General features: G+C 73.1%; 12 protein-coding genes. 7 read left to right on the top strand and 5 right to left on the bottom strand.

The window, feature by feature from the left end:
* The first annotated feature begins 46 nt into the window (after positions 1 to 46).
* From E5083_RS03735 to E5083_RS03705, 7 genes are all read left to right on the top strand, one after another.
* Positions 47 to 457, top strand: a complete 411-nt coding sequence (locus E5083_RS03735; protein WP_135784121.1) for an SH3 domain-containing protein — start codon at positions 47 to 49, stop codon at positions 455 to 457.
* 25 nt (positions 458 to 482) lie between these two features.
* Entirely contained in the window at positions 483 to 1,844 is a 1,362-nt protein-coding gene (locus E5083_RS03730; protein WP_135784120.1) for an FtsW/RodA/SpoVE family cell cycle protein, read from the top strand.
* Between the two features lie 32 nt (positions 1,845 to 1,876).
* Positions 1,877 to 3,328 (top strand): penicillin-binding transpeptidase domain-containing protein, encoded by a 1,452-nt coding sequence (locus E5083_RS03725; RefSeq protein WP_135784417.1) that lies wholly within the window; start codon positions 1,877 to 1,879, stop codon positions 3,326 to 3,328.
* Positions 3,329 to 3,449: 121 nt separating this feature from the next.
* Entirely contained in the window at positions 3,450 to 4,391 is a 942-nt protein-coding gene (locus E5083_RS03720; protein ID WP_135784119.1) for an AurF N-oxygenase family protein, read from the top strand.
* Between the two features lie 46 nt (positions 4,392 to 4,437).
* A complete protein-coding gene (locus tag E5083_RS03715; RefSeq protein WP_135784118.1) occupies positions 4,438 to 5,097 on the top strand; it encodes a TetR/AcrR family transcriptional regulator in 660 nt (219 codons plus the stop codon).
* A gap of 5 nt (positions 5,098 to 5,102) precedes the next feature.
* Positions 5,103 to 5,414 carry a hypothetical protein gene (locus tag E5083_RS03710; RefSeq protein WP_135784117.1) on the top strand — a complete coding sequence of 104 codons (312 nt, stop codon included), beginning with the start codon at positions 5,103 to 5,105 and terminating at the stop codon, positions 5,412 to 5,414.
* A 115-nt stretch (positions 5,415 to 5,529) separates the two neighbouring features.
* Complete coding sequence (locus tag E5083_RS03705; protein WP_135784116.1) at positions 5,530 to 6,576, top strand: C40 family peptidase; 1,047 nt, start codon at positions 5,530 to 5,532, stop codon at positions 6,574 to 6,576.
* Positions 6,577 to 6,611: 35 nt separating this feature from the next.
* Here E5083_RS03705 and E5083_RS03700 read toward each other — a convergent pair whose 3' ends face one another.
* The 5 genes from E5083_RS03700 to E5083_RS03680 are packed head-to-tail and all read right to left on the bottom strand — an operon-like array spanning position 6,612 to position 12,211.
* Complete coding sequence (locus E5083_RS03700; RefSeq protein ID WP_135784115.1) at positions 6,612 to 7,868, bottom strand: styrene monooxygenase/indole monooxygenase family protein; 1,257 nt, start codon at positions 7,866 to 7,868, stop codon at positions 6,612 to 6,614.
* A 30-nt stretch (positions 7,869 to 7,898) separates the two neighbouring features.
* Positions 7,899 to 8,555 carry a GTP-binding protein gene (locus E5083_RS03695; protein WP_030816740.1) on the bottom strand — a complete coding sequence of 219 codons (657 nt, stop codon included), beginning with the start codon at positions 8,553 to 8,555 and terminating at the stop codon, positions 7,899 to 7,901.
* A complete protein-coding gene (locus tag E5083_RS03690; RefSeq protein ID WP_135784114.1) occupies positions 8,536 to 8,958 on the bottom strand; it encodes a DUF742 domain-containing protein in 423 nt (140 codons plus the stop codon). Before E5083_RS03690 ends, E5083_RS03695 begins: the two co-directional genes overlap by 20 nt.
* The gene (locus E5083_RS03685) at positions 8,955 to 9,455 is read right to left on the bottom strand and encodes a roadblock/LC7 domain-containing protein (RefSeq protein ID WP_135784113.1); all 501 of its coding nucleotides are present in this window, start codon (positions 9,453 to 9,455) and stop codon (positions 8,955 to 8,957) included. The genes E5083_RS03690 and E5083_RS03685 overlap by 4 nt, the downstream gene beginning before the upstream one ends.
* Complete coding sequence (locus E5083_RS03680; protein WP_208753943.1) at positions 9,452 to 12,211, bottom strand: sensor histidine kinase; 2,760 nt, start codon at positions 12,209 to 12,211, stop codon at positions 9,452 to 9,454. The genes E5083_RS03685 and E5083_RS03680 overlap by 4 nt, the downstream gene beginning before the upstream one ends.
* Positions 12,212 to 12,565 lie beyond the last annotated feature (354 nt).

Below are 12,565 nucleotides of genomic sequence, written 5' to 3'. Positions count from 1 at the left end.
CCTAATGTGGCGGTTAGTCAGTTCCGTCCGCTTTCGGAGGTCTCCCATGTCCCTGCGTTCCGTCCTCTTCCACGGTCTGGCTCTGGCGGCCGTGACGGGCGTGCTGTTCGGCGGGGCGGTGCCCGCCGGTGCCGCGGACGGCCCGGCCGGGGGTGCGCCGGCCGCTCAGCAGGAGGGCGGCCCCGACGGGCACGCGGGCGGGCGCGGCGACCGCGACCCGCGCCGGTACGAGGGTGTGGTGACCGCCAAGGGCGGCATCTGGCTGCACGACCGCCCCGACCGCGGCACCCGCCGCGTCCGCTTCGCGGAGCAGGGCGAGCACGTGTCGATCTACTGCAAGGTGAACGGCGACCGGGTCGGCACCAACCCGCTCTGGTACCTGCTGACCGACGGCACCTGGGCGTGGGCCTCGGCCCGGTACATCGGCAACGTCGGGCCCGCCCCCCGCTGGTGCTGACCTCCCGCCAGCGGAACTCCCGCCGATGACCCAGGCCGGGACCGCGCCGCCCGCCTCCCGCACCGCGACCCCGCGCCCCCGGCTGCCCCGGCGGCGCGGGGTCGAGCTGGCCCTGATCGTGCTGGCCGTGCTGCTGTCGGTGTACGGCTACTGCGCGGTCGGTCTGGCCCGCACCGGCGCCGTACCGCCCGGCGCGGCGGGGTACGGGGCCGGGCTCGGCGGTCTCGCGCTGCTGGCGCACATCGCGGTGCGGCTGCGGGCGCCGTACGCCGATCCGCTGCCGCTGCCCATCGCGGTGCTGCTGAACGGGCTCGGGCTGGTGCTGATCTACCGCCTCGACCTCCAGACCCCGGCCGACCGGGCGGCCCCGGCGCAGTTGGTGTGGTCGACGCTCGGGGTGGGGCTGTTCATCGTGGTGGTGCTGGTGCTGCGCGACCACCGGGTGCTCCAGCGGTACTCGTACGTGTGCGTGGCGGCGGCGCTGGTGCTGTTGCTGCTGCCGATCCTGTTCCCGGCGGTCAACGGCGCCCGGATCTGGATCAGGATCGCCGGGTTCTCCATCCAGCCGGGCGAGTTCGCGAAGGTGCTGCTGGCGGTGTTCTTCGCCGCGTATCTGGCCGCGAACCGCAGCGCGCTGGCGTACACCGGGCGGCGGCTCTGGCGGCTGCAGTTCCCGACCGGGCGGGTGCTCGGGCCGATCGTGACGATCTGGCTGCTGAGCGTCGGGGTGCTGGTGCTGGAGCGGGACCTCGGCACCTCGCTGCTGTTCTTCGGCCTCTTCGTGGTCCTGCTGTACGTGGCGACCGGGCGGACCGGCTGGATCGCGGTGGGGCTGGTGCTGGCGGTGCTCGGCGCGTGGGCGGTGGGGCATCTGGAGCCGCATGTGCACGGCCGGATCGAGGACTGGCTGCACCCCTTCGGCACCATCGAGGCGGGTCAGGGGCCCAACCAGCTCGCGCAGTCGCTGTTCGCCTTCGCGGCGGGCGGCATGACCGGCACCGGGCTGGGGCTCGGCCACTCCACGCTGATCGGCTTCGCCACCAAGTCGGACTTCATCCTGGCGACGGCCGGTGAGGAACTGGGCCTCGCCGGACTCGCGGCGATCTTCCTGCTGTACGCGCTGCTGGTGGAGCGGGGCTTCCGGGCCGCGCTCGCCCTGCGGGAGCCGTTCGGGCGGCTGCTGGCGGTGGGTCTCGCGTCGATCCTGGCGCTCCAGGTGTTCGTGATCGCGGGCGGGGTGACCGGGCTGATCCCGCTGACCGGCATGGCGATGCCGTTCCTCGCCCAGGGCGGCTCCTCGGTGGTCACCAACTGGGCGATCGTGGCCCTGCTGATCCGGGTGAGCGACTCGGCGCGCAGCCAGTACGACGGCGAGGAGGCCCCGTGAGCAGGCCCGGCGACACCCCGGCCAACCTCCCGATGGCCCCGTACATCCGGCACGCCCTGGTCTTCTGCGGCCTCCTCCTGCTGGCGCTGCTGGCCAACGCGGCCCGCGTGCAGGTGGTCGAGGCCGGCGCGTACGGCGACAACCCGGCCAACCGGCGCTCGGCCATCGCCCGTTACCAGCAGCCGCGCGGGAACATCCTGGTCGGCGGCGCCCCGGTGACCGGCTCCCGTGACACCGGGGAGCAGCTCCGCTACGAACGCACCTACCTGGACGGCCCGTTGTACGCCCCGGTGACCGGCTTCGCCTCGCAGCGGTTCGGCTCGACCTTCCTGGAGCACGCGGAGGACCGGCTGCTGTCCGGCACCGATCCGCTGCTGTCGGGGTTCCCGGTGTGGCACGAAGAGGCGAGCGCGCCCGGCGGGAACGTCGTCACCACCTTGAACGCCAAGGCGCAGAAGGCCGCGTACCAGGGGCTGGGCGGCCGCAAGGGGGCGGTGGCCGCGATCGAGCCGACCACCGGCAAGGTGCTGGCGCTGGTGTCGACCCCGTCGTACGACCCGGCGCGGCTGTCGGGGAACGGTACGGGCGCGTCGGCGGCGTGGGAGCGGCTGAACGCCGATCCGGACAAGCCGATGCTGAACCGGGCGGTGCGGCAGACCTATCCGCCGGGCTCGACGTTCAAGGTGGTCACGGCGGCGGCCGCGCTGGACGCCGGGGTGATCACGGACCTGGACGCGCCGACCGACTCCCCCGACCCGTACCGGCTGCCCGGGACCACGACCCGGCTGACCAACGAGGCCGACGGGTGCCGGGACGCCTCGCTGCGGGAGGCGTTCGCGTGGTCCTGCAACACGGTGTTCGCCAAGCTGGGCGTGGACGTGGGGCTGAAGGACATGGCGGCGACGGCGGGGGCCTTCGGCTTCAACGACACCAAGCTGCGGGTGCCGTTCGCGGTGGCGGAGTCCACCTTCGACACGGTGGTGGACAAGGCGCAGTTGGGCCTGTCCTCCATCGGGCAGTACAACACGCGGGCCACCCCGCTCCAGATGGCGATGGTGTCGGCGGCGGTGGCGAACGGCGGGCAGGCGCGGGCGCCGTACCTCGTGGAGCGCACCACCCGCGCCGGGGGCGAGACGGTCGCGGGCGGCGGCGCGCATCCGCCGACGCAGGTCATGCGGGCGTCGACGGCGTCCCGGCTGAAGGAGCTGATGCGGGACGCGGTGGAGCGCGGCACCGGGGGCAACGGGGCGATCCGGGGTGCCACGGTCGGCGGCAAGACGGGCACCGCGCAGCACGGGGTCGGCAACACCGGGCTGCCGTACGCCTGGTTCGTCTCCTGGGCGCAGGCCAACGGCGCGCCGGAGCCGGCGGTGGCGGTCGCGGTGGTGGTGGAGGACGCCTCGGCGGACCGGGGGGAGATCAGCGGGGGCGGGGACGCGGCGCCGATCGCCCGGGATGTGATGCGGGCGGTGCTCGGTTCCTGAAGCCGGAGGCGACCCGTCGTCGGGAAAAGTCGTGCGCGAGGGATTGACGCCCTTGCTGACACGCAGTCTCATAAGAGGCGGACGACGACGTACCCCTGGCTGGACGAGGTGACTAGAGGCCATGACGACCCTGACGACGGAAGCGGACGCGCTCGACGGGCTGCGCGACGCGCTGGGCGCGCTCAAGGACCGGGAGCAGGTGGCCGAGCGACTGCTCGTCTCCTCCGCCAAGCACTCCTTCGACCCGGACAAGGAGCTGGACTGGGACGCCCCCTTCGAGGAGGGCAAGTGGTTCTGGCCCCCGGAGCTGGTGTCGCTGTACGGCACCCCCCTGTGGCACAAGATGAGCGAGGAGCAGCGCATCGACCTGTCCCGGCACGAGGCGGCCGCGCTCGCCTCGCTGGGCATCTGGTTCGAGCTGATCCTGATGCAGCTCCTGGTCCGGCACATCTACGACAAGCCGGCCACCAGCGCCCACGTCCGGTACGCCCTCACCGAGATCGAGGACGAGTGCCGGCACTCCAAGATGTTCGCCCGCGTGGTCACCCGCGGCGGCACCCCCTGGTACCCGGTGAGCCGGGCCCACCAGAACCTCGGGCGGCTGTTCAAGACCATCTCCACCACCCCCGGCTCCTTCACCGCCACCCTGCTCGGCGAGGAGGTGCTGGACTGGATGCAGCGGCTCACCTTCCCCGACGAGCGGGTGCAGCCCCTGATCCGGGGCGTCACGCGCATCCACGTGGTGGAGGAGGCCCGGCACGTCCGGTACGCCCGTGAGGAGCTGCGCCGCCAGATGGTGACGGCGCCGAAGTGGTCGCGGGAGTTCACCCGCGTCACCTCCGGCGAGTTCGCGCGGGTCTTCTCCATCGCCTTCATCAACCCGGAGGTGTACACCAACGTCGGCCTCGACAAGCGCGAGGCGCTGGCCCAGGTGAAGGCCAGCGGGCACCGGCGCGAGGTGATGCAGACCGGCGCGGGCCGGCTCACCGAGTTCCTGGACGAGATCGGCGTCCTGCGCGGCGCCGGGCGGCGGCTGTGGAAGGCGTCGGGGCTGCTGGCCTAGCGGGGGCCGACGCGCGGAAAGGGGGCGGGCGATTACGCTGCGGGGCATGACCCCGCAGGCCGCCACCCCCGCCTACCGACGCCTCAGCGTGGAACAGCGCCGCAGCCAGCTCCTGGAATCGGCGCTGGCCCTGTTCGCGCACCGCGCCCCCGAGGACGTCTCGCTGGACGACGTGGCGGAGGCGGCCGGGGTCTCCCGCCCGCTGGTCTACCGCTACTTCCCCGGCGGCAAGCAGCAGCTCTACGAGGCCGCGCTGACCTCGGCCGCCGAGGCGCTGAGGCTCTGCTTCGACGAGCCCCGCGAGGGGCCGACGGCGGCCCGGCTCGCGCGGGTCCTCGACCGTTACCTGGCCTTCGTGGACGAGCACGACACCGGGTTCAGCGCCCTGCTCCAGGGCGGCAGCGTGGTGGAGACCTCCCGGACCACCGCCCTCGTGGACGGGGTGCGCCGGGCCGCCGCCGAGCACCTCTACCGCCACCTCGGGGTGGCCGAGCCGGGGCCCCGGCTGCGGATGACGGTGCGGATGTGGATCGCGGCGGTCGAGGCGTCGTCGCTGATCTGGCTGGACGAGGACAAACGGCCGCCGCGGGACGAGCTGCGGGACTGGCTGGTCGAGCAGTTCACCGCCGTCCTGGTGGTGACCGCCGGACGCGACCCGCAGACGGCGGCGGTCGTCGCCGCGCTCGCCGGGGATGACCGAGACTAAAAGGCGTGAAGAGTCAGGACACCCCCTTCGAGGGCGGACCGATGGACGGCCGGGTGCTGCCCGTGCTGCTCGGCCCGACCGGCCACCCCCCGAAGACCTACCGCATCCCGGTCCCCGACGCGGCCGGCGGCCCGTCCACCGTGCTGGTCTACCGGCGCACCCCGCGTGGGCACACCAGGAGGCTGGGGCTGGTGCGCGGGTGGAAGTACGTGCACGACCCGGAGGGTCTCGGCGCCGCCGACCGACCGCGCTGGCCCTGGTCCCGGCCCGGGCGGGACAACACGCCGCACGGCAAGCCGGACGACCCGACCGGGTGACAAGGTTGCGCCGGTCCGCGCACGTTCGGCGCGCGGACCCGGCGAAGCGCGGCACAAGCTCGCGGTACGGAGGCAGGCGGGACGTCCGCCCGCCCCGCGTACCGGAGGTGATGTCGTGTCAGGAATCCTGCTCCGCCTGGCCTGTACGGCCGCGATCGCGGCCCAGGCCGCCCTCGCGCCCGCGCCCGCCCTGGCCGCACCGGAGCCGCAGCGCCCGGTGGCCGAGCTGCTGACGGATCTTCAGCGGCTGTACCGGCAGACCGAGCAGGCCACCGAGACCTACAACGCCACCGCCGAGAAGCTCACCGCGCAGCGCGCCGAGGTGAAGCGGCTGGACGGCGAACTGGCAAAGGCCAGACTGGCGTTGAAGGGCAGCCAGGGTGACGCCGGACGGCTCGCCCGCGAGCAGTACCAGAACAGCTCGGACTTCTCCGTCTACGTCCGCGTCCTCCTCGCCCGCGACCCGCAGCAGGCGCTCGACGAGGGCCATGTCATCGGCCGCGTCGCCGGGGAGCGCGCCGCCACCCTGGACCGGCTGACCGGCACCGAGAAGCGCGCGGACGCTCTCGCCAAGTCGGCCCGCAAGGCGCTGGACACCCAGCTCACCCTGGCCGAGAAGCAGAAGAAGCAGCGGGACGACGTGACGAAGCGCCTGTCGGATGTGGAGCGGTTGCTCGCCTCCCTCACCCCGCAACAGCAGAGCGAGGTGTCCCAACTGGAGCAGGACGGCGTGGCCGAGGCGCAGCGGCGCCTCACCGACTCCGGTGCCCTCGGCGACGACGACCGGCCCGCCTCGGCGGAGGGCGGCCAGGCGGTCCGGTACGCCCTGGACCAGCTCGGCAAGCCGTACCGCTGGGGCGCCGCGGGCCCGGCCTCCTTCGACTGCTCGGGCCTGACCTCCCGCGCCTGGGCCCGCGCGGGCACCCCCATCCCCCGCACCAGCCAGGAGCAGTGGGCCCGGCTCCCCCACGTCCCGCTGAACTCCCTGCGCCCCGGTGACCTGGTGATCTACTTCCCCGAGGCCACCCATGTCGCGCTCTACCTGGGCGACGGCAAGGTGGTGCAGGCCCCCCGTACCGGTGAGACCGTCAAGATCTCCCCCCTCGCGGCCAACCCGGTCCTGGGCGCCGTACGACCCGACGCGGCCCCGCGCCGCCTGTGAGAGGCGGGCACGGGGCCGGGAGAGTCGTGCGGGGGTCAGGCGCCGGCGGCCACCGAGCCGACGTACGCCTCCGTCTTCGCGGGGTCGTAGAAGAAGTTCTCGAAGTCGGACGGGTCGTTGAAGCCGTTGGCGAAGCGGTCGGCGACCGGCTGGAGCTGGCCGGCGGCGCCGATGAGGTTGAGGATGTGCTCCGGCGGCGGGGCCAGCATGGCGTTGGTCCACTTGGTGACGTGCTGGGCGGTGTCCCAGTAGCGGTCGAAGGTGGCCTTCATCCACTCCTCGTCGAACGGCTGGTCGCCGCGCTCCAGGATGGACGCCAGGTAGGCGGCGGCGCACTTGGACGCCGAATTGGAGCCCTGGCCGGTGATCGGGTCGTTGGCCACGACCACGTCGGCCACGCCGAGCACCAGGCCGCCGCCGGGGAGCCGGCCGATGGGGTTGCGCACGGTCGGCGCGTAGCGGCCCGCCAGGGTGCCGCCGGCGTCGGTGAGTTCGACCTTGGTGGCGCGCGCGTACTCCCAGGGCAGGAACTTCTCCATGAGTTCCAGGGTCAGGGAGAGGTGTTCGGCGGGGTCCTTGACGCCGTTGAAGACGTCGAGCGGGCCGCCGGGTATGCCCTCCCAGAACAGGATGTCGGCGCGGCCGGAGGTGGTCAGGGTCGGCATCACGAACATCTCGCCGACGCCCGGCACCAGGTTGCAGCGGACCGCGTCGAATTCCGGGTGCTCCGGCCGCGGGCCGAGCCCGTGCACGTACGCCACCGCGAGCGCGCGCTGCGGCTCGGTGTACGGGGAGCGCTCCGGGTCGCGGGCGAACATCGACACCAGCTCGCCCTTGCCGGCCGAGACCAGCACCAGGTCGTAGGTGCGGGAGAAGTAGTCCAGGTCGCCGACGGCCGCGCCGTGGATGACGAGCTGGCCGCCGCGCTGGGCGAAGGTCTCCATCCAGCCGGCCATCTTGACCCGCTGGTCCACCGACTGCGCGTAGCCGTCCAGCTTGCCGACCCAGTCGATGGCCCGCTGCGAGGGGCCGGGGTCGAACGAGCCGGGGGCGGCGACCGAGACGCCGAGCCCCTCGATCTTCGGGGCCTGGGACTCCCAGAAGTTGAGCTGGAGGTCACGCTCGTGCTGGAGCGCGGTGTCGAACATGCACTGCGTCGACATGACCCGGCCGGAACGGATCTCGTCCGCCGTCCGGTTGGACATCAGGGTGACCTCGTAGCCGTGCGACTGGAGGCCGAGGGCGAGCTGGAGACCGGACTGGCCGGCTCCCACGACGAGTATCTTCCGCATGCGGGGGTGTCTCCTACGGGGGGCTTTTGGCTACTCGGGGGTTACGTCGAGCGCGTGGCCCACCAGGGCCAGGAGGGTCTCGATCGCTGAGATCCGGCGCCGCGCATCCATGATCATGACAGGGATGTGCGCCGGTATGGTCAGTGCCTCCCGCACGTCCTCCGGCCCGAACATCTCGCTGCCGTCGAAGTGGTTGACCGCGACCACGTAGGGCAGGCCGCAGCTCTCGAAGTAGTCCAGCGCCGGGAAGCAGTCCTTGAGCCGGCGGGTGTCGGCCAGCACCACGGCGCCTATCGCGCCGCGCACCAGGTCGTCCCACATGAACCAGAACCGCTGCTGGCCCGGCGTGCCGAACAGGTAGAGCACCAGGTCGTCGTCGAGCGTGATGCGGCCGAAGTCCATGGCCACGGTCGTGGAGGTCTTGCCCGGAGTGGCGGTGAGGTCGTCGGTCTCCTCGCTCGCCTGGGTCATCAGCGCCTCGGTCTGGAGCGGGGTGATCTCCGAGACCGCGGTGACCAGGGTGGTCTTGCCGACGCCGAAGCCGCCCGCCACCACGATCTTCGTGGCGACGGGTGCCCGGCTGCGGTCCTGCTGCCAGGACTTCAGTTCCTCGACGGGCTCGGCCGGGCCGTCGACGAGGGGAGCGTTCCCGACGGGGGCGGTCGCGTCAGAGACGGCGGAGTCCACTCAGCACCCTTTCCAGCAGCGCGCGGTCCGGACGGCCGGTGCCGTGACCGGTCCCGGTGCCGTACACACGGATCTTTCCCTGGTCCGCGAGGTCGCTCAGGAGCACCCGGACCACGCCGAGCGGCATTCTCAGCAGCGCGGCGATCTCGGCCACCGTGCGCATACGGCGGCACAGTTCGACGATGGCGACCATCTCCGGCATCACGCGCGGAGCGGCCCCGTTCGCCAGTTCCTTGCGCTCCTCCGGGGCGTCGAGCGCCGCGGTGCTGGCCACGAACGTCTCCACCAGGAGGACGTGGCCGAAGCGGGTGCGGCCGCCGGTGAGCGAGTAGGGGCGCACGCGGGCGGCCTTGCGGTCGCCGCCGCGCGTGGGGAGCTGCGTCTTCTTGGCGATGGCGCTCATCGGACGCTCCCGCTCGGTTCGGACTCCATGGATTTCCGCAGCTCGCTGCGGAGTTCCGGGGTGAGCACGTGCCCGGCCCGGCCGACGAAGAGCGCCATGTGGTACGCGATCACGCTCATGTCGCACTCGGCGGAGCCGTGCACACCGAGCAGCGAGCCGTCGCTGATCGACATGACGAAGAGACTGCCCTCGTCCATGGCGACCATGGTGTGCTTGACCGAGCCGTAGTCCATCAGCTTGGCGGCGCCCACGGTGAGGCTGCCGATGCCGGAGACGATGGTGGCGAGGTCGGCGGCCGAGCCGCGGGGGCCCTTGGTGGCCGGCCGGTTCTGCCGGTCCGCCTCGGCCCGGTTCGGGTCGGACGACAGCAGGAGCAGGCCGTCGGAGGAGACGACCGCGACCGACTGGATACCGGGTACTTCCTCGACCAGGTTGGTCAGCAGCCAATGCAGGTTGCGGGCTTCACTGCTCAGTCCGTAGGTACTGGGCGTGGTCAACTGCTTGCCTCCTCGGCGTGTCCCCCCGTGGACTCTTCGGCGTTCGCGCTGGTGGCGGGCCGCTGGTTCTGCGCCGTGTGCTCGGCGATCTCCGCTTCGACGTCGCGGTACCCGGCCTGCGCGCCCTGGCGGAAGCCGCCGAGCCTGCGGCGCAGGGCCTCGGCGTCGACGCCGGTGGCGCGCGGGCGGACCGGGGCCTCGGGCGCGGTGATCTTCGGGGTGCGCTTGGGCAGGCCCTTGCTCGTCAGCTTCTCCTCCGTCTCGTCCGGGGCGCGGTCGTGCGTGGCCTCGGCGGGGAGGGGGGCGGCGTGCCCGGGGGCGACGTCCGCTGTCGTGGCGGCCTCAGGGGTGGCGGCCGTGTTCCCGTCGGCGGGGGCGGCCGGCGGGAGCAGCAGCTCCATCGTGGTCTCGGGGGCCGACTCCGGCGGCGCGGCGGGCACCGGCTCGGGCGGCAGTTCTCGGGTGGCCTGACGTGGGATCACCGGGTCGGGGGCGTCGGCCTTCTCCGCGCTCTCGCTGGCGGCCACGGCCTTCTCGGCGAGGGCCACGAGCGGGTCGGTGCCCTTGGGGCGGCCGCGCAGCACGTTGGAGTTGGCCTCGGCGTCGGCGCCCGGCAGCGAGAAGCTCTGCGTGGCGTCGGTACGGGTGGCGTGGTGCGGAACCGCGGCGGCCGGGGTCTCCGCGAGCAGCGACTGCGGCAGCACGACCACGGCGGCGACCCCGCCCTGCTTCTGCTCGCGCAACTGGACGCGGATGCCGTGCCGGTGGGCGAGCCGGGCGACGACGTACAGCCCGAGGCCGAGACCGTCCTCGCCCTCCTGCTCGTACGGCGACTCGGGGTCGAAGTCGGCGAGGCGGCCGTTGAGCCGTTCCATGCGCTCGGCGGCCATGCCGATGCCCTCGTCCTGCACCGACAGCATGACCTCGCCGGACTCCAGCAGCCAGGCGGAGACCTCGACGGGCAGGTCGGGCGGGGAGAACGAGCTGGCGTTCTCCATCAGTTCGGCCAGCAGGTGGGAGAGGTCGTCGGCGGCGAAGCCGGCCACATGGGCGTGCGGGGGCAGCGCGGCGATCCGGACGCGCTCGTACCGCTCGATCTCGCTGACGGCCGCGCGGACCACGTCGACCAGCGGGACCGGGCCGTGCGCGGGCTGGATGTGCTCGGTGCCGGAGAGGACCAGGAGGTTCTCGCTGTGGCGCCGCATCACCGTGGCGAAGTGGTCCAGCTTGAACAGGGTGGCCAGGCGCTCCGGGTCCTGCTCGCGCTCCTCCAGCCCCTCGATGACGGAGAGCTGGCGCTCGACCAGGCCGAGGGTGCGCAGCGCGAGGTTGACGAAGGTGCCGCCGATGCTCTCCCGCAGCCGCTCCAACTGGGCGCTGGACTCGCTGAGTTCCGCGCGCAACTCCTCGCGGGCGTCGGCCATCTTCTGGCGCTGGCCGACCAGGTGCTTGCGGTCGGCCTCCAGGGTGGCGACCCGCTCGTGCAGGGCGACGGCGTGTGCGTGCAGGGCGTTCACGGAGCGGACGACCTGGGCGAACTCGTCGTTGCGCCCGGTGAAGGCGATCGGCTCCTGCCCGGCCGGGTCCTCGGCGCCGGCCAGGCGGGCCGAGCCCCGGCGCAGTACGGAGAGGGGGCGGGTCAGGGTGCGGGCCATGGCGGTGGCGACGCCGACGGCGAGGAGCATCAGGGCGCCGAGCACCGCGATGCGGATCTCCAGGCCGGTGACGTCGTCGTCCCGCAGACCGGCGAGGCTCTGCCCCTGGCGCTCGTAGAGGGCGGACTCGGCGCCGCGCATCAGGTCGACGCGGGCGGAGAGCGCGGCGTCCAGCTTCTTGGCGCTGACGGCGAGCTGCCGGTCGCCGAAGGTGGGCTGGGCGGTGAGGAAGTCCAGGTACTTGTCGGCGGAGTTGACCTCGGGGCCGGTGACCGTGGAGTCGTAGGAGGTGACGGCGTCCTTGGGCGCGGTCTCGCGGAAGGTGGCGAGGCCGGCGTCGGCGCGCAGCCGGGCGCGCTGGGCGGCGGTGGTGAGCGCGTCGCGCCGCTTGGTGTCCGCCTCGGAGCTGCCGTTGGTGGTGACCGGCAGGCCGGTGACCGGGCTGATCGAGGTGCTGGGCGTGGAGGGGACGCTCAGCGCGGCCAGCAGCAGGCCGCGCGCGGCGGCGGACTGCTGGACGGCGGTGTCCAGACCGGCGAGCGCGTAGGCGCCGGAGCCCGCGCGCGGAGGCGTCCGGTCGGCCAGCTCCTCGGCGAGCCGGTGCAGCTCGGTGATGGTGGCCGAGTACGCCTGGTGGGTGCGCAGCGCGTCGGTCTTGCCGGTCAGGGCGGCGCGGCGGACGGTGGCGATGCCGTCCAGCGCGGTGCGCAGCCGGGACGGCAGGTCGGTGTCCGCGCGCAGGTCCTCGACCTGGCGGTCCACACGGGTGCCGCGCTGCTCGGAGGGCGCCTTGGTCTTGGGGCGTCCGGCGGCCACGTAGGAGGTGACCTCGTCGCGCTCGTCGGCCAGCGAGTGGGCGAGCGCGAGGGCGTCCTGCGTCTCGTCCGCCAGCGTCACAAGCTTCTGGGACTCATGGAGGTCCCCGGAGGCGGTGAGCAGGGCGGGGGCGCCTGCCGCGGCTATGGCGGCGGCCACCACGGCCACGGCGACGATCAGCCGGTTGCGCACATGGGTGGGGCGTCCAGCGCCCACGGGGTTCTGCTCGGCGGTCCCCCGGGGGGCCGTCTGCCTGCCTGTGCGCCGAGGCCGCTTCTTCTGCACCGGTGCTCGCAATCCTGAACTCGTCTACGGAAGGGCCGGGCGGCGCCCCGTCGTCTCGGTGCCAAGTGGTGCGTACACCCGGTACGTGGTTCCCGACCCTCCCAGCGCCGGTGGGCAGTGGCCGCGCATCACCTGACCCGCCACCCGAAGGAGTGAACATCGGAGGGGAGTTGGCGGGCAAGTCGTGACGGCGCGCCGGACACCCTTGTGCGGCGGGCCGGTTGGACGCGGGGGGCAGGCTTTGGCAATATTCGCCGCCACGCGTTCCCGGACCGTGTCAATTGCCGCCAATTCCGGCGTCCGGGCTGGTCGGCCGCCCCGAACCGGGTGCGCACTCCGGCCGTTGCCCCCGCT

This window comes from Streptomyces bauhiniae (assembly GCF_004784475.1).
Lineage (GTDB): Bacteria > Actinomycetota > Actinomycetes > Streptomycetales > Streptomycetaceae > Streptomyces > Streptomyces seoulensis.
This window is presented reverse-complemented; position numbering and strand designations above follow the sequence as displayed.